This is a genomic window from Mesorhizobium sp. M0894 (assembly GCF_040319725.1).
Lineage (GTDB): Bacteria > Pseudomonadota > Alphaproteobacteria > Rhizobiales > Rhizobiaceae > Mesorhizobium.
Map to the genome: position 1 here is coordinate 29,794 of NZ_JAMYOG010000028.1, position 22,139 is coordinate 51,932.

Annotated in this window: 17 protein-coding genes; 8 read left to right on the forward strand and 9 right to left on the reverse strand. The window is 62.5% G+C overall.

What is annotated here, in order from left to right; genetic code table 11:
- Positions 1-106: 106 nt before the first annotated feature.
- Complete coding sequence (locus NKH91_RS30205) at positions 107-3,907, forward strand: PAS domain S-box protein (RefSeq protein ID WP_352885462.1); 3,801 nt, start codon at positions 107-109, stop codon at positions 3,905-3,907.
- A 272-nt stretch (positions 3,908-4,179) separates the two neighbouring features.
- Here the strand turns inward: NKH91_RS30205 and NKH91_RS30210 are convergent, their stop codons facing one another.
- A complete protein-coding gene (locus NKH91_RS30210) occupies positions 4,180-6,138 on the reverse strand; it encodes an acetoacetate--CoA ligase (RefSeq protein WP_352885461.1) in 1,959 nt (652 codons plus the stop codon).
- 182 nt (positions 6,139-6,320) lie between these two features.
- On the opposite strand from NKH91_RS30210, the gene NKH91_RS30215 reads away from it, so the two are divergent.
- Entirely contained in the window at positions 6,321-8,171 is a 1,851-nt protein-coding gene (locus NKH91_RS30215) for an AsmA family protein (RefSeq protein ID WP_352885460.1), read from the forward strand.
- An 11-nt stretch (positions 8,172-8,182) separates the two neighbouring features.
- On the opposite strand, the gene NKH91_RS30220 is transcribed toward NKH91_RS30215, so the two are convergent.
- The 5 genes from NKH91_RS30220 to NKH91_RS30240 form a co-directional block, all read right to left on the reverse strand.
- The gene (locus NKH91_RS30220; RefSeq protein WP_352791192.1) at positions 8,183-9,001 is read right to left on the reverse strand and encodes an ABC transporter permease; all 819 of its coding nucleotides are present in this window, start codon (positions 8,999-9,001) and stop codon (positions 8,183-8,185) included.
- Positions 8,998-9,966 (reverse strand): ABC transporter permease subunit, encoded by a 969-nt coding sequence (locus NKH91_RS30225; protein WP_031194151.1) that lies wholly within the window; start codon positions 9,964-9,966, stop codon positions 8,998-9,000. The genes NKH91_RS30220 and NKH91_RS30225 overlap by 4 nt, the downstream gene beginning before the upstream one ends.
- A 9-nt stretch (positions 9,967-9,975) precedes the next feature.
- Entirely contained in the window at positions 9,976-11,115 is a 1,140-nt protein-coding gene (locus NKH91_RS30230; protein WP_352885459.1) for an ABC transporter ATP-binding protein, read from the reverse strand.
- Between the two features lie 72 nt (positions 11,116-11,187).
- The gene (locus tag NKH91_RS30235) at positions 11,188-12,288 is read right to left on the reverse strand and encodes a polyamine ABC transporter substrate-binding protein (RefSeq protein ID WP_352791200.1); all 1,101 of its coding nucleotides are present in this window, start codon (positions 12,286-12,288) and stop codon (positions 11,188-11,190) included.
- 352 nt (positions 12,289-12,640) lie between these two features.
- Entirely contained in the window at positions 12,641-13,588 is a 948-nt protein-coding gene (locus NKH91_RS30240) for a DMT family transporter (RefSeq protein WP_352885458.1), read from the reverse strand.
- 246 nt (positions 13,589-13,834) lie between these two features.
- On the opposite strand from NKH91_RS30240, the gene NKH91_RS30245 reads away from it, so the two are divergent.
- Positions 13,835-14,581 (forward strand): class I SAM-dependent methyltransferase, encoded by a 747-nt coding sequence (locus tag NKH91_RS30245; RefSeq protein ID WP_352482383.1) that lies wholly within the window; start codon positions 13,835-13,837, stop codon positions 14,579-14,581.
- A gap of 43 nt (positions 14,582-14,624) precedes the next feature.
- On the opposite strand, the gene NKH91_RS30250 is transcribed toward NKH91_RS30245, so the two are convergent.
- Entirely contained in the window at positions 14,625-16,076 is a 1,452-nt protein-coding gene (locus tag NKH91_RS30250) for a helix-turn-helix domain-containing protein (protein WP_352885457.1), read from the reverse strand.
- A gap of 238 nt (positions 16,077-16,314) precedes the next feature.
- On the opposite strand from NKH91_RS30250, the gene aceA reads away from it, so the two are divergent.
- Together aceA and NKH91_RS30260 are read left to right on the forward strand one after the other, a co-directional pair.
- The gene (gene aceA / locus NKH91_RS30255) at positions 16,315-17,604 is read left to right on the forward strand and encodes an isocitrate lyase (RefSeq protein WP_023719401.1); all 1,290 of its coding nucleotides are present in this window, start codon (positions 16,315-16,317) and stop codon (positions 17,602-17,604) included.
- Positions 17,605-17,665: 61 nt separating this feature from the next.
- Positions 17,666-17,908: an SMc00767 family acetate metabolism repressor gene (locus NKH91_RS30260; protein WP_023719402.1), complete on the forward strand. Its 243-nt coding sequence runs from the start codon at positions 17,666-17,668 to the stop codon at positions 17,906-17,908.
- A gap of 64 nt (positions 17,909-17,972) precedes the next feature.
- Here NKH91_RS30260 and NKH91_RS30265 read toward each other — a convergent pair whose 3' ends face one another.
- Positions 17,973-18,434, reverse strand: coding sequence for a RidA family protein (locus NKH91_RS30265; protein WP_023719403.1), 462 nt, complete (start codon positions 18,432-18,434; stop codon positions 17,973-17,975).
- Between the two features lie 431 nt (positions 18,435-18,865).
- Here NKH91_RS30265 and NKH91_RS30270 point away from each other — a divergent pair, with 431 nt between their 5' ends.
- The gene (locus NKH91_RS30270; RefSeq protein ID WP_156948085.1) at positions 18,866-19,255 is read left to right on the forward strand and encodes an ANTAR domain-containing protein; all 390 of its coding nucleotides are present in this window, start codon (positions 18,866-18,868) and stop codon (positions 19,253-19,255) included.
- A gap of 32 nt (positions 19,256-19,287) precedes the next feature.
- Here NKH91_RS30270 and NKH91_RS30275 read toward each other — a convergent pair whose 3' ends face one another.
- Positions 19,288-20,004 (reverse strand): HAD family hydrolase, encoded by a 717-nt coding sequence (locus tag NKH91_RS30275; protein WP_352493833.1) that lies wholly within the window; start codon positions 20,002-20,004, stop codon positions 19,288-19,290.
- 168 nt (positions 20,005-20,172) lie between these two features.
- Between NKH91_RS30275 and NKH91_RS30280 the strand changes: the two genes are divergently transcribed.
- Positions 20,173-21,606, forward strand: a complete 1,434-nt coding sequence (locus tag NKH91_RS30280; protein WP_023719406.1) for a glutamine synthetase family protein — start codon at positions 20,173-20,175, stop codon at positions 21,604-21,606.
- Between the two features lie 59 nt (positions 21,607-21,665).
- Positions 21,666-22,034: a four helix bundle protein gene (locus NKH91_RS30285; protein WP_023719407.1), complete on the forward strand. Its 369-nt coding sequence runs from the start codon at positions 21,666-21,668 to the stop codon at positions 22,032-22,034.
- Positions 22,035-22,139 lie beyond the last annotated feature (105 nt).

Genomic DNA, 22,139 nt, shown 5'->3' on the forward strand with positions numbered 1-22,139 from the left:
GAGATTCCGCTGGTTGCACGCTATGACTTGTGGACCTTCGCGCCGTCGGCTTTTATTAACAAAGCGTTAACCGCAAATTGCCCGCTCTGTGAGGGTCGCCAAGCGCATGCCGGCTGAAAACTACTCCTTCCTCGATGTTGCCGTGCTCGACGCGGTCCGCCTGCGCTTCGCCGCCGGCGACGCGATCGCCATTCTGTCGGCAGATCTCGAGCAGGTGATATGGGCCAACGGCCCCGGCGCAGCGGTATTCGGCTATCCGGACATCGGAGCCATCATCGGCGCTTCGGCAGGATTGCCGCTGATCGCCAGGCGCCAGATCATGGCAACCAGCGGTTTTCCGCGGATCGGCCGCGACCGTGCCATCACGGTCCGCCTGGCGACCGGGCTGACCAGCCGCGCGGTTGGTTTCCTGGCCAGCGCGGTGACCATGCCCGATGGCGAGGAAGCAATCATGCTGGCGTTGCCGGCGGCGCAGACCGGCTCGCGCAGCGCGGCCGAGATCGCCGATCGCGCCATCAGCGGCTTTACCGAAGACGGCCACTACATCGCCTTTGTCGATGCCAAGGGCAATATCGACGCCGCGTCGGACGGCTTTTCGTCGCTCGGCATCCGGCCTGAGACGCTGGCCGCGCTTGTCGCCGACGTGGCGAATGAGAGCGACCGCATCGTCAAGCGCCTGGTTCCGGGCGGGTCCAATTCCTATCCGGCAGGCTTTGCCCGGCTGACGGACGAGCGGCACCTGCTTGTGGTGATCGACGAGGACCGGCTTGACGGCGAGGCTCCTGTTGGCGAGCGCGCCGGCGCGGAAGCCGGCAGCGAGGCAGCAGCGGCGCCGAGCGGTCTTCCCCAACCAACGGACCAGGACAACGAGCAGCCAATCGCCGAGCCGCCAATCACCACCACCGGCGCGGCGGAGATCGACCTTGCGGCGATCGAAGGCAGCTCCGCATCGGCGGAGCACGAGCCTGCCGACACAGCCAAGCAGGTTTCGGGGGCCGACAATCAGCACACGGCTGGCGAAACGCCGACGCAGCATGACCATTGGTACTTCAATGCGGGCGACGACACGCAGGTCCCGCCCGGGGCAGGTGTGTTCGGCGAAGCCGAGACACCAGCCAGCCCCGCCGCTTCGCCGGCCGGTCTGGACGCCCCGCAGGAAAGCGCCACACAAGCGATCAAAGCCGCTTCCCGGGCCCAAGGCCGCGGCCCCGCGATTGATCGTACGGCCGCGCCCATGCGTTTCGTCTGGCGTACCGACGCAGAGGGCCGGTTCAGTGCCCTGTCGCCGGAATTTACCGAACTCGTCGGCAAGCCCGCAGCCGACGTGATCGGCCGCCGCTTCGAGGACGTTTCAGCCGCCTACGGCCTCGATCCTTCAGGCGAGATCGCCGGCCTGCTCGAACGGCGCGACACCTGGTCCGGCCGCTCCGTGCTGTGGCCGGTCGCCGGCACCGATCTGAAGATACCCGTCGATCTGGCGGCGCTCCCGGTTTACAGCCGCAGCCGCGTTTTCGAAGGTTTTCGCGGTTTCGGCGTCGCCCGCAGCAGCGATGCGGTGATCGATCCCGACGCGGCCGGCATGGCCCTTGTCGCCGAGGAGAAGCCTGCCGCGGTCGGGCCCGAAGCCGTTGAACCTGCCCCCGAGACACCGAAAGCCGCCGATCCGTTCCGGGGCGAAGTGCCGGCGTTGACCATCGTGCCAAAGCCCGAGCGGCGCTTTGCCGACAAGGTGATCCGGCTGGCCGAGCACCGGCAGCCGGCCAACGACAAGGGCCTGTCGACGCTGGAACGCAGCGCGTTTCGCGAGATTGGCGAGCGTCTCAAGAAGGACAGCACCCCGGCCGAAAAGCCGGTAGACGAACAGCCCAGCGCCGAGAAGCCAAAGCCGGCTGCGGAGACCGCGACCAAAGTCGAGGCAGCCGGCAAGGCCGACGAACCAAAGCTGAAAAAAGCCGGTCCGACGGACAAGGGTGAAATGCCGGCGCCAAGTCCGGAAAGCGAGGCGGCCGAACCGCCCGAGGCCGATGCCGAGGACCAGAACGATCTTGCCCGGCTCGACGGCGAGCAACCCGACGAGACGGCAGCAGAGGCGCAAGCCGGCGAACCCGTCACACGCCCTGTTTCCGGATCGCTGCTCGGCTATGCCGACCGCGAACCCAGCGATGAAGCGCAGGAAGGCGTTGAGCCCAGCACGAACCGTCGAACGATCGTCGCCGAAGCGCCGCAGGATGGCGACGACGACAGCATGACGGCCGAAGATTTCCGTGACGCCGAGGACAGCGAGGATTGGTCCGAGGACAGCACAGCCGCAGCCGACGTTGCCGGCCAGGTGCCGCCCATCGGGCGGCCGCTGGCACCACCGCTCAAACTCGACGGCTTCGTGCCGTCGGCGTTTGCCGGAGAGGACAACAAGGGGCCGGATACCTCGATCCTCGGCAAGCTGCCAGTGCCGGTGCTTATCCATTCCGGCGACCAGCTGCACTACGCAAACGAGGAATTCCTTGGCCTGACCCGTTATGCGACGCTCGACGCGCTGGACGAGGCCGGCGGGCTCGGCGCGCTGTTTGCCGATCCTTATGCCGACGACGGCAGTTCGGACGGTAGCGACCGCGCTCTACGGCTGAAGACGCGCGACGGTCAGGAATTTCCGATCGACGCGATTTTACGCTCCGTCCCCTGGGGGAGCGGCAAGGCGCTGATGCTGGTCGTACGCCGTTCCGGCGACGACGAAGCAGCAGCCATTCCACATGGCGCCGCCGACGATCAAACGCGGCCGGATGTTTCCGAGCTCAAGGCGCGCATCGCCGAAATGCGCACCATCATCGATACCGCCACCGACGGCGTCGTGCTGATCGGCCGTAACGGAACGATCCGTTCAATTAGCCGTCCGGCGGAAGCGCTGTTCGGCTTCGACAGCGACGAGGTGACCGGCAAACCGTTCATCTCGCTGTTTGCGATCGAAAGCCAGCGCGCGGCGCGTGACTATCTCGAGGGGCTGTCGGAGCCCGGCGTTGCAAGCGTGATGAACGATGGCCGCGAGGTGATCGGACGCGAGGCGCAGGGGCGCTTCATCCCACTGTTCATGACCATCGGCAGACTGCCCAACGACAGCGGCTTCTGCGCGGTGGTGCGCGACATTACCCAGTGGAAGCGCGCCGAAGAGGACCTGACCCAGGCGCGCGCGGTCGCCGAACGCGCCTCGTCGCAGAAGACGGATTTCCTGGCCCGCATCAGCCACGAGATCCGCACGCCGCTCAACGCCATCATCGGCTTTTCCGAGCTGATGGTGGACGAGAAATTCGGGCCGGTGGCCAATGACCGCTATCGCGACTATCTACGCGACATCAACCGTTCGGGCAACCACGTGCTCGATCTGGTCAACGACCTGCTCGACATTTCGAAAATCGAGGCCGGTCAGCAGGAGATGGCTTATGAGGCGGTGTCGCTCAACGACACGCTGGCCGAGACCGTGGCGATGATGCAGCCGCAAGCCAACCGGGAACGCGTCATCATCCGCTCCAGCTTCGCCTCGCGACTGCCGGAAGTGGTGGCCGATCTGCGCAGCGTGCGGCAGATCGCGCTCAACATCTTGTCGAACGCCGTCCGCTACACGCAGGCCGGCGGCCAGGTGATCGTGTCGACCGCCTATGAGCTCTCCGGCGACGTCGTCATGCGCGTGCGCGATACCGGCATCGGCATGAGCCAGTCCGAGATCGAGCAGGCGCTGAAGCCGTTCAAGCAGATCAACGCGCTGAAGCGCGGCCGCGGCGACGGCACCGGTCTCGGGCTGCCGCTGACGAAGGCGATGGTCGAAGCGAACCGTGCCCGGTTCACCATCAACTCGACGCCCGGCGAGGGAACCCTGGTCGAAGTCGCCTTCCCCTCGACCCGCGTGCTGGCCGGTTAGGTCTATGGCTGCGCAAAGAAAAAAGGCGTCCAATGGGACGCCTTGAATGATAGAATTGCTGTCACAACGGGGGCTTGAGCGAATCAGATCCTCTGGGGGCTAAGAGGAACGGGATTTCTCCCTCAAGTTACGCACGACTATCGATGCCGGGCCTTAACAAATCCTTACCGGCACGCCGGAAAATTTACCAATGTGTACCACTCATGAAATCTAGGTAAATTCCGCGGAGACATTTCGTTAACCATGACCCGGTTCCAGCCCGGGCTTCATGCTCAGTCGGCAAGCTGCGGCAGATTGCGGAACAGCTCGAGCGCTTCGGGATTGGCGAGCGCTTCCTTGTTCTTGATGGCGCGGCCATGCACCATGTCGCGGACCGCGAGCTCGGTGATCTTGCCCGATTTGGTGCGCGGAATATCGCTGACGGCGACGATCTTGGCCGGCACATGGCGCGGGCTCGCCCCGGTGCGGATTTTCGCGCGGATGCGTTTTTCCAGCTCGGCATCGAGCTCGACGCCGGCAGCCAGCCGCACGAACAGCACGACACGCACGTCATTGTCGAAATCCTGGCCGATGCATAGCGCTTCGAGGATTTCCGGCATCTGCTCGACCTGATTGTAGATTTCCGCCGTGCCGATCCTGACACCGCCCGGATTGAGCGTGGCGTCGGAACGGCCATGGATGATCAGCCCGCCATGGGCGGTCCATTCGGCGAAATCGCCGTGGCACCAGACATTGTCGAAGCGCTCGAAATAGGCGGCCTCGTATTTCTTGCCGTCAGGGTCGTTCCAGAAGCCGATCGGCATTGCCGGAAACGGCTTGGTGCAGACGAGCTCCCCCTTCTCCTGGCGAAGCGGACGGCCATCATCGTCCCAGACGTCGACGGCAAGGCCGAGGCCGGGTCCCTGGATCTCGCCGGGCCATACCGGTTCGATCGGCACGCCGAGCACGAAGCAGGAGACGATATCGGTGCCGCCGGAGATCGAGGCGAGATGCACGTCCTTCTTGATGCCTTCATAGACGAAACGGAAATCTTCCGGCGACAGCGGCGAGCCGGTCGAGGAGATGGTGCGCATACTGGAAAGATCATGCGTGTGGATCGGCTTCAGGCCGGCCTTGCGCACGGAATCGATGAATTTGGCCGAGGTGCCGAAGTAGGTCATCTTCTCGGCATCGGCGAAGTCGAACAGCGCATTGCCGTCCGGGTAGAAAGGCGAGCCGTCATAGAGCAGCAAGGTGGCGCCCGACGCCAGGCCCGACACCAGCCAGTTCCACATCATCCAGCCGCAGGTGGTGAAATAGAAGAAGCGATCGCCGTCGAGCAGGCCGGCATGCAGCCGCTCTTCCTTGACGTGCTGGATCAGCGTTCCGCCGGCTGAATGGACGATGCATTTGGGGATGCCGGTCGTGCCTGACGAAAACAGGATGTAGAGCGGATGCGAAAACGGCAGCCCTTCGTAACTGACAGGCCTGGCGGCAAAGGGTGACAGCGCCTCCTCCAGCGCAGCCGCCTTGCCGATGGTTGCCGCGACGTCGGTCGAGGTGCCGAGATAATCGATAATCAGGACCTTGCGCACGGTGGCGAGCTTCGCCACCACGGCCGCGATCTTGTCGGCGACTTCGATCGCCTTGCCATTGTACCAATAGCCGTCCGGCGCGATGAACACGACAGGCTCGATCTGGCCGAACCGGTCGAGAACACCCTGCTCGCCGAAATCGGGGGAGCAGGACGACCAGACGGCGCCGATCGAGGCGGCAGCCAGCATCGCCGCAACGGTCTCCGGCATGTTCGGCATCATCGCGGCGATGCGGTCGCCCTTCTTCACCTTGAGCGACAGGAAGAGCTGTTGCAGGCGCGAGGTCAGCGCATGCAGCTCGTTCCAGGACAGCCGCCGCTCGACCTTGTCCTCGCCGCGAAAGACGATGGCGTCGCCAAGCCCGGTTTTCTTCAGGAGATTCTCGGCGATGTTCAGCTTCGCGTCAGGGAAGAAGGTCGCGCCGGGCATCTTGTCGCCATCGACCAGCACGCGTTCGCCCTTGTCGCCGACGATGCCGCAAAAGTCCCAGACCAGGCTCCAGAAGGTCTCGCGGTCATCGATCGACCAGCGATGCAGGTCGGCATAGGAAGAGAAAGCCTTGCCGGCCCTGCTCGCCGCGGCATTCATGAAGGCGGTCATCGGCGCTGCGTCGATCTGCTCTTGCGTCGGCATCCAGAGCGGTGCGTCGTCGGCCATCATTGTTCCTCCGCAGGCTGCATCGCTTATGCATATCGCGATGCAGCAGAGCAAGATTTTGTTGGACCGCGCCGGTCAGGGTGTGCGCAAATGCCATCGCCGGGCCATAAAGACTTGAAATGCGTCAGCCGTCGGTTACACCCGTCGGGCGATTTTGTCGGAATGGAAGCATACGGGGCGATATGCCATCACCTTTGATCCGACGCGGAATATGGGCGATCGGCGCAGCCGTCATCGTCATCGCGCTGGTTGTCGCAGCCTTGCCGTTGATCGCCTCGACCCGTATCGTGCGTGACCGCATCGCGTGGGAAATGAGCGCCTGGAGCGGTTTCAGGGTCACCATCGACGGCGCGCCGCGCATCGAGGTCTGGCCGAATTTCCGGGCGATCCTGAGCGACGTGACGCTGTCGCAATGGACAGAGACGGATGCACCGCCTGTGATCGAGGCCGAGCGGGTCGAGGTCGACCTCTCGGCTATGGCGGCGCTGCGTGGCGACGTGGTGTTTTCGACTGCGCGGCTGGTGCGACCGACGATCAGGGTTCAGCGTACCGCGAGCGGGTTTTTCCTGCCTGCGATTCCGAGCGGCGGGCGCATTACGCGTTCGATCGATGCTGCCCGCGCGGTGATCAACACAAATCCCGCCAAGCCGGATCTCGGCAAGCTGCCGGCAGATCCGTTCGGCACAGTCGAGTTCAGGGACGGCCGCGTGGTCGCCGCCATCGGCGGCAAGGACCAGGAGATATTGAGCAGCCTGAGCGGCCAGGCGAATTGGGCCGCGATGAACAGCAATGCGACGCTGTCGGCAACCGGGATATGGCGCGGCGAAAGCGTTTCCGTCGACGCCGCATCGCCGAACCCGCTTGTGCTGTTTGGCGGCGGCGCAGCACCGGTCACGCTTTCCTTCAAGGCGGCGCCGGCCAGCTTTTCCTTCGACGGGCTGGCCAGCATGTCGGAGAACGGCTATTTCGACGGCCAGGCAAAATTTGCCGCACCTTCGCTGCGACGCGTGCTCGAATGGTCGCAGGCCGGCATCGCGCCCGGTGCGGCAATCGGCTCGATCTCGGTTTCAAGCAAGATCACCACGACGGCCGGGCGCATCAAATTCGAAAATACGGCCCTGACCCTCGACAACAACCCTGGAATGGGCGCGCTGGACTTCACCTACGGCGAGGCACTGCCGGTGATCTCCGGCACACTTGCCTTCGATACGCTCGACCTCAGATCGTTTCTCTCCGCCTTTACCCCCGTACCATCCGCCGGCGCCGCCGGTCCGGGCGAGATCGACACAAGCTTCGCCGACCGGATCAATCTCGATCTCAGGCTGTCCGCCGCGCATGCCACGGCAGGTGCAATCCAGCTTGCCGACGTCGCCGCCACCGCCCAGGTCAAGAACGGCCTCGCCGTCTTCGACATCTCCGATGCATCCGCCTTTGGCGGCAACGTCCAAAGCAGCGTCCGTTTCGACCGCAAGCCCGCCGGCACGGAAGTCGAGATCCGGCTGCTTGCTTCCGACATCGACGGCGGCGCTTTCGGCACCGCGGCCGGGATGACGCGGCTGGTGCCGATCGGCACCGGAACCGTTTCGGTCATCCTCAAGGGGCCGGGCAGAACCTGGGACTCCATTTTCGAAAACGCCAATGGCTCGCTGTCCGCGACCTTCGGCGCGGGTGCGCTGAGCCGGCTTAACCTGCCGGCGTTCCTCAAGCACACCGAACAGGGCGGATTCTTCGCGCTCGACGACGTCTCGGACGGAACGCTGCCGATCGACGGGGCCGAGCTCAAGGCGAGCGTTTCGAACGGCGTGGCGCGCATCGACAAGGCCGAGGTGAATTCCGCGCAATACAAGATCTGGCTTTCCGGCATCGCATCCTATGCCGGACGCGGGCTGGCGCTGTCCGGCGGCATCGTCCAGCCGAGCCAGGCTGCCACGCAGACGAACGGCCAAGCGCCCCAGCAGTCGTCGTTCTTCGTCGGCGGCACCTGGAGCACGCCGTTCATCTCGCCGATAAGTCGCGGTGTTTCAGGCGAGTAGGCAGCAGGAACTCAACCTCGCTGCGCCGCCTGCTCGTCGCGCTGCCGCTGCACCTCGCGGCGTTTGTTTGCGAGCGAAGCGATGATCACGCCAACTGCGACGACCGCGATCAGAATGGTGCACGCCGCGTTGATTTCCGGCGTCACGCCAAGGCGGACCTGGCTGTAGATCTTCATCGGCAGCGTCGTGGCGCCAGGCCCCGAGGTGAAGCTGGCAATAACCAGGTCGTCGAGCGAGAGCGTGAAGGCCAGCATCCAGCCAGAGACGATCGCCGGCATGATGACCGGCAGCGTGATCTGGAAGAAGGTCCTTACCGGCGGCGCACCGAGATCCATCGCGGCTTCTTCCAGCGAACGATCGAACGTGATCAGGCGCGATTGGACCACCACAGCGACGAAGCACATGGTCAGCGTGGTGTGGGCAAGCGTCACCGTGAGAAAGCCGCGGTCGAAGCCGACAGCGACGAAGAGCAGCAATAGCGACAGGCCGGTGATGACTTCCGGCATGACCAGCGGCGCAAACACCATGCCGGAAAACAGCAGCCGGCCGCGAAAGCGCGTGTAGCGCGTCAGGGTGAGCGCGGCCAGAGTGCCGAGCACGGTCGCCACGGTGGCCGAGATGACGCCGACGCGCGCCGTCACCCAGGTGGCGTCCATCAGACCCTGATTGTGGAACAGCGACACGTACCATTTCGTCGAGAAGCCGCCCCAGACGGTGACCAGCTTCGACTCGTTGAAAGAGAACACGACGAGCAGGACGATCGGCAGGTAGAGAAAGGCAAAGCCGAGCACGATCGAAACGATGTTGAAGCGGCTCCAGGTAGCGTTCATAGGTCCTGCTCCTGGGCACGCGCCTGGGCTCGCTGGAAGAGCATGATCGGCACGATCAGCAGCAGCAGCAAGATGACGGCAACGGCAGACGACACCGGCCAGTCGCGGTTGCCGAAGAATTCGCTCCACAGCGTCCTGCCGATCATCAGTGTCTGTGAGCCGCCGAGCAGATCGGGGATGACGAACTCGCCGACGGCGGGAATGAACACCAGCAGGCAGCCGGCGATGACGCCGGGCAGCGACAGCGGGAACGTGATCTTCCAGAAGGCGCTGGTCGGCGGGCAGCCGAGATCCTTGGCGGCCTCGATCAGCGAATTGTCCATCTTCTCCAATGCCGAATAGAGCGGCAGGACCATGAACGGCAGATAGGAGTAGACGATGCCAATGAAGATCGCCGTGTAGGTGTTGAGGATGATCAGCCGATGGCTGATGATGCCAGTGGCGAGCAGCAGCTCGTTGAGCAGGCCCTCGGGCTTGAGAATGCCGATCCAGGCGTAGACACGGATCAGGAACGAGGTCCAGAACGGCAGGATCACCAGCATCAGCAAGGTCGGGCGGATCGTCGCCGGAGCGCGTGCCATGCCATAGGCGATGGGATAACCGATCACCAACGTCAGGACCGTCGAGATGGCGGCGACGATGACGCTCGTCACATAGGCGTTGAAGTAGAGCGCGTCCTGCGTCAGCCAGATGTAGTTGTCAAAATTGAGCGCGCCAAACCACGCGACAACCCCGGAAACGCCGTCGCGGAAATCGAGCACCGGCGTGTAGGGCGGCATGGCTATCGCGGTCTGCGACAGCGAAATCTTAAAGACGATGATGAAGGGGACGAGAAAGAAGAACAGCAGCCAGAGGTAGGGGATGATGATGACGAGACGGCTAACCAAAGCCGCTCCCAGCCTGGCCAAGGCGGATTTGCCGGCAGCGCTTGCCGAGGAGCTTGTTGCGGCGGTGACAGCGGACATGATCAGTCCCTACCGTGTCAGCACGACGCCGGCGTCGGGTCGGAAGGAAACCCAGGCGCGGTCGTTCCAGGTCAGCGGATCCTCGGTGATGCGTGCCGCGTTCATGGTACTTGCCCGCACCACCTGACCGTCATCCAGCCTGACGTGATAGACGGTCATGTCACCGAGATAGGCGATGTCGTAGACCTCGCCCTCGATGGCATTGACGGCACCAGCCGGTTTCGTGGAGGAAACCTTGATCTTCTCCGGCCTGATAGCAAAGGTAACGGACGTTCCGGCGGCGGCACGGCCGGCATTTTCGGTGCGGATGGTGATGCCGTTGCCGGCGTCGATGCTTGCGCTGCCGGCCTCGCCAGCCGCGATCTTGCCGTCGAACATATTCACATTGCCGACGAAGCCGGCGACGAAGCGGGAACCCGGCGCCTCGTAGACCTCGGCCGGCGTCGCCACCTGCATCACCTCGCCCTTGTCGATGATGGCGATGCGGTCGGCCATCGTCATCGCCTCTTCCTGGTCATGGGTGACGACGACGAAGGTGAGGCCAAGGTTCTGCTGCAGGTCCATCAGCTCGAACTGGGTTTCCTCGCGCAGCTTCTTGTCCAGTGCGCCAAGCGGCTCATCGAGCAGCAGGACTTTCGGCCGCTTGGCCACAGAGCGGGCCAGTGCGACACGCTGGCGCTGGCCGCCCGACAATTGGTGCGGCTTGCGTTTGGCGAACTGCTCGAGCTTGACCAGCTTCAGCATCTCGGCGACGCGCTTGTCGATATCGGCCTTGGCCATGCCTTCCTGCTTGAGGCCGAACGCGATGTTGTTCTCGACCGTCATGTGCGGAAACAAGGCGTAGGACTGGAACATCATATTGACCGGCCGCCGATATGGCGGGATGCCGCGCAGATCCTGGCCATCGAGCAGGATACGGCCGGCGGTCGGTTCCTCAAAGCCGGCAAGCATCCTGAGCAGCGTCGATTTCCCGCAGCCCGAGGCCCCGAGCAGGGCAAAGAATTCGCGTTCGAAGATGGTCAGCGACAGATTGTTGACGGCAGTGAAGTCGCCGAACTTCTTGGTGACGTTGTCGAACTGGATGTATGGCTTGGCATTCGGATCGTTCCATGGCGCGAAATCCCTGCGGATGCTGCCAAGCGATTTCATGTCCCACTCCGTGCCTGATTCCGTCCCTAAAAGACGACCCCGGCAGTCAGCCACCGGGGTCGCGTCAGATCACTATTGTCCCGTGATGACCTTGGTCCACGATCTGGTGACGAGACGTTGCGTCTTGGGGTCATATGGACCGACAGTGAACAGCTTGGCCAGCGTCGAGTCATCCGGATAAATGCCCGGGTCATCAAGGATCTCCTTGCTGACGAGCGGCTGAGAGGCCTTGTTGCCATTGGCGTAGAAGACAAAGTTGGTGGATTTGGCAATAACTTCTGGTCTCATCATGTAGTTCAGAAATTCGTGTGCCTCGGCGACATGCGGTGCATCGGCCGGGATCGCCATTTCGTCGAACCACATTTCCGCACCTTCCTTTGGAATCGTGTAGGCGATGTCGACCCCCTTTTTCGCTTCCGCCGCACGGTCGCGGGCCTGGAAGAGATCCCCCGAAAATCCGACAGCCACGCAGATGTCGCCATTGGCGAGCGCGTTGATGTATTCCGACGAATGGAATTTGCGGATAGATGGCCGGATGCTCAGCATGAGATCTGTGGCTTTGGCAAGGTCGTCAGGAGAGGTCGAGTCAGGCTTGAGGCCAAGATAGTTCAGCACAGTCGGAAAAATGTCTGTAGGCGAATCCAGGAAGTACACGCCACAATTGGCGAGCTTGGCGATATTCTCCGGCTTCAGGACCGCATCCCAGCTGTCGATCTTATCGACGCCGAGGGCTTCCTTCACTTTCTCGGTGTTGTAGCCAATGCCTGTGGTCCCCCACATGTAGTTGACCGAATATTCGTTGCCGGGGTCGAACTTCGCAACCCGCTCCATCACCACGTTCCACATATTGGAAAGGTTGGGCAGCTTCGACTTGTCCAGCTTCTGATATACCCCGGCCTGGATTTGACGGGCCAGGAACGGGCTTGCCGTCGGCACCACGACATCGTAGCCGCTACCACCGGCAAGCAGCTTGGTTTCGAGAATTTCGTTGGAATCATAGGTGTCGTAGACGACCTTGATGCCGGTTTCCTTGGTGAAGTCGTCGATGATCGAACTGTCGATATAGTCCGACCAGTTGAAGACATTGACGACACGGTCCTCGGCATGCACGCCCAAGGTAAAAACTGCCAGAAACGCCGAAGTCGCCGAAAGCCAGAGCGCTTTGCGGGTCATGCTATTCTCCTTTGATGAGTGTTCCGTCGCCAGCTCGTCGCGGCGTGCGCCCGGCTGGGCATTTGCTTCAGGGTATTGAGCTTGCAGGCAGGCGACAAGCGCGAATTGCCGGCGCCATTATGGTTCGGCGACGAGGCGACAGTGAAGACTTGGCGTGGCGTTGGTGGTGTTGCGGCGCCGTCAGAAGCTTTCGCTACGGCGCGCGCAGGGAGACGACGATGTTGTCCGGCCTCGATGCAGCCGGCATGGAGACTTGGCAAGATACGCCTGTCTTGTTGTTGCCGTGATCGCAGCCTGCCCGCGCGGCTGCGACATTGTCAATGGTCCATCTCGCTTTGGCGCGCGCGCTGCATCAATTAGGCGAAGGCACACCGGTGACGCCCGCCCGTTGCGGCCGCGTCTGGCGCTTGAATTCGAGCCCGATATGGACGAGGAGTGCCGTGACGACAACCGCACCGCCGACGATGGTACGCGCCGACGGCACCTCGGAATGAATGAGCCAGACCCAGATCGGGCCTAGGATCGGCTCGAACGTGCCGAGCAGCGCCGCGACGGCCGCCGGAACAAGCCGGGCGCCGGTGGCGAAGAAGGCGAGGCCGAGCCCCAGATTGACCACGCCGAAGGCAAAGAGAAAGCCCATATCGTGGCTGGAAACGCCGAGTGCCGACGCCTGGGAGGCCGCAAAGGCGGCCGCCAGCATCGTGCCGAGGCAGGTCGCCGGGGTCATACGCACATGGGCAAAGCGGCGCGTGATGACGGTGGCGATCGAGAACATGACGGCAATGAGCAGCGCCAGCCCGTCGCCGATCGGCGATACGGCGCCATCGAGCGATTCCGAGACCATGATGGCGACGCCAGCAATGACGGCGGCGATCGCCAGCCAGGTCGCCACGGCCACCCGCTCGCGAAACAGCGCCCAGGCAAACAACGCCGCCAGAAGCGGCACACCGGCCTGCATCAACAGGATGTTGGCGACGGTGGTATATGCAAGCGCCACGACGAAAGAGGTCGACGCCGTGGCGAAACAAAACGCCACCGCAAGGCCGGCCAGGCCCATGCCGCGAAACAGCTTCAGCGTGCCACGCCAGCCGTCGCGCCAGACCATGAAGCAGAGCAGGAAGGCGGCGGCCCAGACCGAGCGCCAGAACACCACCGTCCAGCTGTCGCCGGCATCGATGAAACGGGCAATGGTACCGCCGAGGCTCCACATCAGGGCCGACAGGAACACCAGCAGGAAACCGATACGCTCCTCATTTCGCGGAGGCGAAACAGCGATCTGCGGTGATGATATGTCGGTCATGAGTCGGACTGTCGGCGATTTCGAGGCGGCACGATGCACAGCGGACGACAGAAACGTGCCTTAATCGCGTAACGCAAAGACGGGGATGGGGAGTGATCCAGCATCGTGTTCCATTTGGCGCACCGACAGGTGCACAGAGATGCCCGATCATCGACAGACGCCCCATGCTCGACGTGCGGTGCAAATGTATAGGGCGCCCCCATGGATGAGCCATTCTACAAAACGGCGGCGATTGGCTATGACGAGTTGTTCGCCCGTGCGACGAACTCGTTTATCCCGTCCTTGCTGAAGGCAGCACGGATTGCGCCTGGCCATCGCGTGCTCGACGTCGCAACGGGCACCGGAGCGGCAGCGCAAGCCGCTGCCATCATTGTAGGCCCTTCCGGCGCCGTGATTGGCGGCGACATCTCGCCGGCCATGCTCGAATCCGCCAAACGCAATTTGAAAGACCAGCCAATCACCCTCGCTACGTTCGACGCTCACGCGCTTCCTTATGAGGACCGTCGGTTCGACACAGTGACCTGTCAGCTTGGGCTCATGTTCTTCTCGGACCAGCTTGGAGCGCTTTCGGAATTTCGCCGGGTTCTGCGCCCCAACGGCTGGACTGCAGTTAGCGTGACAACGACGCCAGAGCGTTCGTTGTTCGCCAGAATAGGTGCGGTAATCGCCCGCCATGCCCCTGAGAAAGCTGAAAAGCTAAATCGCTTCTTCTCCGTCCCCGACGCCACATGCTTGCATGATTTGCTCTATCGCGCCGGGTTTCGAAAGATTGACGTCCAGCTCGAAACGCGGCCCATCAAGTTCTCGTCCTTCGACGACTATTTCAGCGGCATCGCCAAGGGCGCAACATTGAGCGGTCAGGAGTATGTCCAGCTTCCTCCGGATATGAAGCACATCGTGCGCGAGGAGGTCTGGCGCGGGCTAGCTTCGCCGAGCCCTGGAGAGCCGCTGACGATTGAAATGGACGTTCTGATAGGCAGCGGTAGCCGATAGAAGAATGCGCCCGCGGCACGATCCCCGGCAACTCTGTTTGCCGTCACTGAAAATCGAACGCCGACAGTCCCGTCACCATCTCGTCGAGGCCGAGCGGGCGTGTCAGCGGTGGCTCGGCGCGGGCGAGGCAGCCGATGCGTTCACACAGCCGGCAGGCAGGGCCGACCGGCGTCGCGGACACAGTGGCGTTCTGTCCGGCCTTGCCGATGGCGGCCGGCCCCGGCAACGCTGCTCCATAGACGATCTCATCGCGAAAACCGATGTCGCAGCCGAGCAGCAGCGCGGTGCGGCGCGGTCGCTCGGCAAACGAGCCCTGCGGGCCTTCGAGCGTGCGGGCGATGCAGAGAAACGCCGCACCATCGGGCATTTCCACGGCCTCGACCAGGATTTGGCCGGGCTGGGCGAAGGTGGTATGGACCGGCAGCTTCGGACAGCCGCCGCCGAAGCGGCTTTGCGGAAAGCCGTGGCTGCCCGCCTTGCGGAAGCGATTGCCGGCACTGTCGACCTCGAGCATGAAGAATGGCACGCCCGACGCACCCGGCCGCTGCAGCGTGGTCAGCCGGTTCGCCGCTTGCTCGAAGGAAACGCCGAAGCGCGACCGCAACATGTCGATGTCATAGCGGGCGCGGACCGCAGCGGCGTGAAAAGGCTGATAGGGCATCATCAGCGCGTGCGCGGCATAGCGGCCGAGTTCGAAACGGGCGAGCCGGCGGGCTTCGTCTGTGGTCAGCTTCAGCGCCTGGATTTCGGCAGCGACAGCAACGCTCATGCGGATCAGGCAGGCCTCCATCGCCACCTCGCGCAACTGATCGAATGGCGACAGGCGCTCGGACAGGAACAGGCGCTGCGAGTGACGGTCATAGCGACGGCGCCAGTTGGGCATGGTGGCGACCGGCAGTACCTTGACGACGACGCCGAATTCACGCCGCAGCCAAGCCTTCAACGCACTGAACAGATCGTCGCCGGGATCGAGCACCGACGTGAATGCCTCGGCTTCCTCTTCGAGCGCGGTAAAATGGTTCGGCCGGCGTTCGAAAATCTCATGCACCTCGTCGATCGGCAGCCGGGCGCCGGAGAGTGCGGTGGCTTTGCCCTCACGCGCGAGCAGCTCGTTGAGATCGGATAGCCGCGCGGCCTGCTCGCGATAGGCGCGAAACAGCTTTATCACAGCGGCGGAAGCGTTGGGCGCCGCCTCGGCAAGCTCGATGAGTTCCTGGTCGCCTGGCAGTTCGCCGGCCAGCAACGGATCTGAAAACACTTCCTTCAAATCGGCGACCGAACCCCTCGCCTCGCCCTGCAATTCATGTGGGTCGACCTTGTAGACGGACGCCAGTCTCAGGATCAGTTGCACCGTCAACGGCCGTTGGTTGCGCTCGATGAGATTGAGATAGGACGGCGAGATGCCGAGCCCTTCGGCCATCGCCGTCTGGGTCAGGCCCTTGGCGTTGCGGATGCGACGAATGCGCGGCCCGGCAAAGATTTTATGGTCGGCCAATCGACTGTCCTTGACAAAAATTTACATCCGCTGATGGCATGGCGGCGTTTACAATCATGACAAATTTACAGCTCTCATCAGTCAAATACAACACAGGTTTTCTCTTATTTCATGGCCAATTTCGGAGTTTGTCTCGCTTGCGTAGTGCCGACATGTAAATGATGTCACGCACACGGCGCACATATTCCTTCTGTACGGCGTTTCCGAAACCGGCATTAAAGCCAGCCTGGAGTGACCAATGACCGATTTTTACAACCTTGTCCCGTCGGCGCCCCAAGGGCGCTTCGATGGCATCGAACGGCCGTATTCGCCAGAGGACGTGAGACGGCTGCGCGGCTCGGTGCAGATTCGGCAGAGCCTCGCCGAAATGGGGGCAAACCGGCTGTGGCAGCTCATCCATGAAGAGGATTTCGTCAACGCGCTCGGTGCCATGTCGGGCAACCAGGCAATGCAGCAGGTGCGGGCCGGGCTGAAAGCGATCTATCTGTCGGGATGGCAGGTCGCCGCCGATGCCAACACCGCTTCCGCCATGTACCCGGACCAGTCGCTTTATCCCGCAAATGCGGCGCCCGAACTGGTCAAGCGCATAAACCGCACCTTGCAGCGCGCCGACCAGATCGAGACTTCCGAAGGCAAGGGGCTGTCGGTCGACACCTGGTTCGCGCCGATCGTCGCCGATGCCGAAGCCGGCTTCGGCGGGCCGCTCAACGCCTTCGAGATCATGAAGGCATTCATCGAGGCGGGTGCGGCCGGCGTCCATTACGAGGACCAGCTGGCTTCGGAGAAGAAATGCGGCCACCTCGGCGGCAAGGTGCTGATCCCGACCGCTGCACACATCCGCAACCTCAACGCTGCGCGGCTTGCCGCCGACGTCATGGGCACGCCGACGCTGGTCGTGGCCCGCACCGATGCGGAAGCGGCACAGCTCTTGACCTCCGACATCGATGAGCGCGACCAGCCCTTCGTCGATTATGGCGCCGGCCGCACCGCGGAGGGCTTCTATCGTGTCAGCAATGGCATCGAGCCCTGCATCGCCCGCGCCGTCGCCTACGCGCCCTATGCGGACCTGATCTGGTGCGAGACTTCCAAGCCCGATCTGGCGCAGGCCAGGACGTTTGCCGAGGGTGTGCGCAAGCACCATCCCGGCAAGCTGCTTGCCTATAATTGCTCGCCGTCTTTCAACTGGAAGAAGAATCTCGACGACGCGACGATTGCGAAGTTCCAGAAGGAACTCGGCGCCATGGGTTACAAGTTCCAGTTCATTACGCTGGCCGGTTTCCACCAGCTCAACTTCGGCATGTTCGAGCTCGCCCGCGGCTACAAGGAGCGGCAGATGGCTGCCTATTCGGAACTGCAGCAGGCGGAATTCGCCGCGGAAGCCAATGGCTACACTGCCACCAAGCACCAACGCGAGGTCGGCACCGGCTATTTCGACGCCGTCTCGATGGCGATCACCGGTGGCCAGTCTTCGACAACGGCCATGCATGGATCGACCGAGCACGCCCAATTCAGGCCGGCAGCGGAATAGCGGAATAGCAGACAAACAGAGGGAACGCCCAAACGGGCATGACAACACAAGGAGAAGACCAATGGCATCGATAAGCCGCGTCAAGGAACGGGCCGAAGAGCAAGCCACCAGCATGAATGTCGACCAGCAGGCGACCATTCGCATGTTGGCGAACGATCTGCACAGGCTCAATCAGTCGGTGATGAAGGCGGTCGAGGCCGGCGTCTCGGTCGAACTGGTGCGCTCGGCACGTCACCATGGCGGCGATGGCAACTGGGGCGATCTGCTGATCCCGGTCATCGTCACACAGCGGAGCCACGACTAATGAATTCTACCGCACCGCGCCTTTTTGAACGCATGCTATCGCACCTCGCAGGCTGCGGCTCTGCCTAGTCCGGCAGAGCTGCTAATGCAACGATTTCAATGACAAGATCAGACTGAGCAAGCGCTGCAACTCCAATAACTTCCGAGGGCGGCGGGTTGTTGTAGCTGCAGTGCTTCGGGCAGTGCACCGCAAAGAATTCGTCCAAGACGTCCAAGCGGAAATTGGGGGAGCTCAGAACGCCGCCATCGGGAAATGGCCCCTTAACAAAGAAGGTCAGCCGGATGAGATGCTCGAGCGCGCTGCCAAGCTCCTCCAGATCTGATTTGATGTTGGTGAGAACTGCGCGCCACTGTGCTGCCGCGTCGCCAATGGCGCCGCCGCCGCTTTTGCCGATCGGATCGTAGTCCTCGGCCGTCGCGGTATTTCCGGAAAGGTAGACAAACCCCTTTGCGCCGGTAACGACCGTACCCTTTCCCCATGGCATCAACCGGCCGTTTTTAAATTTCTTATGAGTCACGAGTTCCATTGTCATCTCCCGTCGCTCAAAGAGACGTGCTTAGCCAACGAGGAAGGATAGTCCAGCGAGGCGATGCGACAAGCTCGCGACAGACTTGCCTCGCCTTCATCCAACCTGCTTCAATCCGGCTACGGCTGCGAGTTGATGCGTTCGCGCTGCACAGCCAAACTTCGCTGAAGCCTGCCCAGTTGTAATGGCGACTTCTCCTTTCGAGCGGCGGCAAAGAAAAGCACTTAATTTGAATTTTAATGTTTCTTGCGATATTCTCCTGATATGCCATTTCAGCTTGACATGAGCAGCGATCTCACGCCAATTACCTGTCAAGTTTCAACCCTGCATTGAAACACTGAACAACGGCCTGCCCCGCCATGTGCCCAGCGAATCGCGAAATCGAGACTGCAAAGCAGGCGGCGTTCGTTAGCCGGGGCGTGGAGACGCGGATGCTCCCAGATTTCTCGCGGGTGCTGGTGGTCGGAAAATCACCGATCAACCGGGTCGTGGTTTCAAAGATCGTTGAGCGGTCCGGCCTCAAACCGATCTCGGAAACTCCCGAAACCGCGGCAAAGGCCTTGCACGCGCTGATTCCCGGCACTGTCGTTCTCGACGGCGGAGCGGAGAACGGTGACTGCGACGCCTTGCTGTCGGGCATCGATGCGCTGCGAAGGGCGTCAGGCAAATCGCTTCCGTTGGTGATCCTGCTCTCAGTCAAGACCGGCACTCCGGAGACCCTGGGCCTGTCGAGCGTCATCGATGCGGTGGTCGTCAAGCCGATCACCACCGAACGGCTGCAGCCGGTGATCGACCGGCTGGTCGGGCTCGGCCGCAACTGACCTCTATCGCGACGCGTCGACTGCAGACCTGATCAATCAATCTCGCCGATACGCTCGATCAGGCCCGGCAGTTCACCGAGATTGGCTATCTGGCGAAAGCGCGGTGCTGAGACCGGCGGCTCGACATGCTCCAGCACCCAGGTCAGTTCATGCGGCACGTGGATGCCCCAACTGCCGGCTTCGATTGCCGGCACGACGTCCGATTTGAGCGAGTTGCCGACCATCATGCCCTTTTCCGGGCCATCGCCGTAACGGCTGAAGATCCGGCTATAGGTGGCAGCGCTCTTGTCGCTGACGATTTCGACCGCATGGAACAGCTCGCCCAGTCCGGATTGCGCGAGCTTGCGTTCCTGGTCGAAGAGGTCGCCCTTGGTGATCAGCACCAGGCGGTAGGCGCCGGCCAGCTTTTCCACGGTCTCGCGCGCATAGGGAAGCGGCTCGATCGGATGGCTGAGCATCTCGCGGCCCGCGGCGAGAATTTCGGCAATGGTTGAGGCAGGCACGTGGCCTTCGGTGACCTCGATCGCCGTCTCGATCATTGACAGCGTAAATCCCTTGATGCCGAAGCCGTAGACCGCGAGGTTGCGCTTCTCGACCTCCAGCAATCTTGCCGAAATCCAGTCCTCCTCGGCGTGGTCGGCGAGCAGCGCGGCAAAGCGCTTCTCGGTCATGCGGAAGAACTGTTCGTTCTGCCACAGCGTGTCGTCGGCGTCGAAGCCGATCGTCGTCAGTTTGCGGCTGTGTTGCATTCGGCGTCTTCAATTGCGGCGTTGCGGGACGCCGACCCTAGACCAGGATGTTTTTATCCGGAAGTCGTTGTGTTCCCCCGGTAATCGAGGCGCACGCCAGCCGGCTCCCCTTCCCTTTGGTCGCCGGCAACGGCTATACTCCACAATCTGCAACAAATCTGGTGATTGATGCCGCCTGCAAAAAAGGAAGTCCGTCCGTCGAGCCGCGGAGGACGCGCCCGCACGCCTGCCTTCGTGAAAAACCAACGTGGCGTCAAGAACTGGAAGGAAGTCAGCGCCTGGCTGGAATGGCGCGGCATCGAAGACATCGAATGCATCACGCCCGACCAGGCCGGGGTTGCGCGCGGCAAAATGATGCCGTCGAAGAAGTTCACCTCCAACACCTCGCTTGCCCTGCCTTCGGCGGTGTTCATGACGACGATCTCGGGTGGTTATCCGGAGGACGGCAACGGCTTCCACTATCCGGAGGACGATGGCGACCTCAAGCTGATGCCTGACCTCTCGACGCTGACGGTGGTGCCGTGGGAGGAGGACCCGACGGCGGCGGTCATCTGCGACCTCGTCCACCAGGACGGCCGCTCGGTCGAGTTCACACCGCGCAACGTTCTGAAGCGCGTGCTTGCCGCCTATGACAGACGCGGGCTGAGACCTGTGGTGGCGCCCGAGATCGAGTTCTACCTGGTGCGCAAGAACCCCGATCCGGACTACCCGCTGACCCCGCCAGTCGGGCGCTCCGGACGGCCGATCGGCGGCGGCGCCGGCTATTCGATCGCCGGGGTCAACGAATTCGACGAACTGATCGACGACATCTATCATTTCTCCGAAAGCCAGGGCCTGGAGATCGACACGCTGATCCACGAAGAGGGCGCCGGCCAACTCGAAATCAATCTGCGTCACGGCGATCCGATCGAGCTCGCCGACCAGGTGTTCATGTTCAAGCGAACCATCCGCGAGGCGGCGCTGAAGCACGAGATCTATGCCACGTTCATGGCCAAGCCGATCCAGGGGCAGCCCGGTTCGGCCATGCATATCCATCAGTCGATCATCGACAAGAAGACCGGCAAGAACGTCTTTTCCGCGGAGGACGGCTCGGAGACCGAGGCCTTCTTCCACTTCATCGGCGGCATGCAGAAACATGTGCCGAACGCGCTGGTGATGTTTGCGCCCTACGTCAATTCCTACCGGCGGCTGACGCAGGCGGCCTCGGCGCCGGTCAACAACAAATGGGGCTACGACAACCGCACCACGGCCTTTCGCGTGCCACGCTCCGACCCGGCAGCGCGGCGCGTCGAAAACCGCATTCCTTCCTCCGACGCCAATCCCTATCTGGCGCTGGCCGCATCGCTCGCCTGCGGGCTGATCGGCATGACCAATAAGATCAAGGCCGATCCGCCGGTACTGACGACCGCCAATGAGGATGAGATCGACCTGCCGCGCGGCCTGCTCGAAGCCGTCGACCTGTTCGAGGCCGACGAGGAACTCTGCGCCCTACTCGGCAAATCCTTCGCAGCGACTTATGCGGCGATCAAGCGGGCGGAATTCGAGACCTTCATGGAAGTGATCAGCCCATGGGAGCGGGAGTATTTGCTGCTGAATGTGTAGTAGGAGAGTAGGGCAATATGGCAGTAGGGCAGTTAGGGCAGTAGGGCAGTAGGGCAAGGATGACGGACAAGATCGCATCGTACAGGGATCTGATCGTCTGGCAGCAAGCCATGGACCTAACGGTTGCAATCTCCCAAGTCACAAGGACCTGGCCGAAGGACGAGCTCTACGGGCTGACGGGTCAGGTGCGTCGGGCAGCAACGTCTGTGCCAGCCAACATCGCCGAGGGTTACGGCCGAGAAAGCCGAGCTTCCTACCAGCAGTTTCTCAGGATCGCCCAGGGATCACTCAAGGAACTGGAGACACACCTTCTAATCGCGCAACGGGTTGGAATTACCTCTCGCGAGGCAGTCGAATCATTGATGCCTCACAGCGAGAGCGTAGGAAAGCTCTTGCGGCTTCTCATCCGCAAGCTGTCGGCTGAATAGACACCTACTGCCCTACTGCCCTAGTCGCCAAGCGGCACAGAGCCATGCCCACAGCCCCCCCGACCCCCCTGCTCCGCGCGCCCCCGAGGCCCAGAGACAGCGCCA

Bases quoted from the DNA above. Each gene is read 5' to 3' on its own strand.
- NKH91_RS30210 (WP_352885461.1), bottom strand. From the start codon at position 6,138: ATGGCCGACGACGCACCGCTCTGGATGCCGACGCAAGAGCAGATCGAC.
- NKH91_RS30280 (WP_023719406.1), top strand. From the start codon at position 20,173: ATGCCGCCTGCAAAAAAGGAAGTCCGTCCGTCGAGCCGCGGAGGACGC.
- NKH91_RS30220 (WP_352791192.1), bottom strand. From the start codon at position 9,001: ATGAACGCTACCTGGAGCCGCTTCAACATCGTTTCGATCGTGCTCGGC.
- NKH91_RS30270 (WP_156948085.1), top strand. From the start codon at position 18,866: ATGCTCCCAGATTTCTCGCGGGTGCTGGTGGTCGGAAAATCACCGATC.
- NKH91_RS30275 (WP_352493833.1), bottom strand. From the start codon at position 20,004: ATGCAACACAGCCGCAAACTGACGACGATCGGCTTCGACGCCGACGAC.
- NKH91_RS30260 (WP_023719402.1), top strand. From the start codon at position 17,666: ATGGCATCGATAAGCCGCGTCAAGGAACGGGCCGAAGAGCAAGCCACC.
- NKH91_RS30285 (WP_023719407.1), top strand. From the start codon at position 21,666: ATGACGGACAAGATCGCATCGTACAGGGATCTGATCGTCTGGCAGCAA.
- NKH91_RS30235 (WP_352791200.1), bottom strand. From the start codon at position 12,288: ATGACCCGCAAAGCGCTCTGGCTTTCGGCGACTTCGGCGTTTCTGGCA.
- NKH91_RS30240 (WP_352885458.1), bottom strand. From the start codon at position 13,588: ATGACCGACATATCATCACCGCAGATCGCTGTTTCGCCTCCGCGAAAT.
- NKH91_RS30265 (WP_023719403.1), bottom strand. From the start codon at position 18,434: ATGGAACTCGTGACTCATAAGAAATTTAAAAACGGCCGGTTGATGCCA.
- aceA (WP_023719401.1), top strand. From the start codon at position 16,315: ATGACCGATTTTTACAACCTTGTCCCGTCGGCGCCCCAAGGGCGCTTC.
- NKH91_RS30230 (WP_352885459.1), bottom strand. From the start codon at position 11,115: ATGAAATCGCTTGGCAGCATCCGCAGGGATTTCGCGCCATGGAACGAT.
- NKH91_RS30205 (WP_352885462.1), top strand. From the start codon at position 107: ATGCCGGCTGAAAACTACTCCTTCCTCGATGTTGCCGTGCTCGACGCG.
- NKH91_RS30225 (WP_031194151.1), bottom strand. From the start codon at position 9,966: ATGTCCGCTGTCACCGCCGCAACAAGCTCCTCGGCAAGCGCTGCCGGC.
- NKH91_RS30215 (WP_352885460.1), top strand. From the start codon at position 6,321: ATGCCATCACCTTTGATCCGACGCGGAATATGGGCGATCGGCGCAGCC.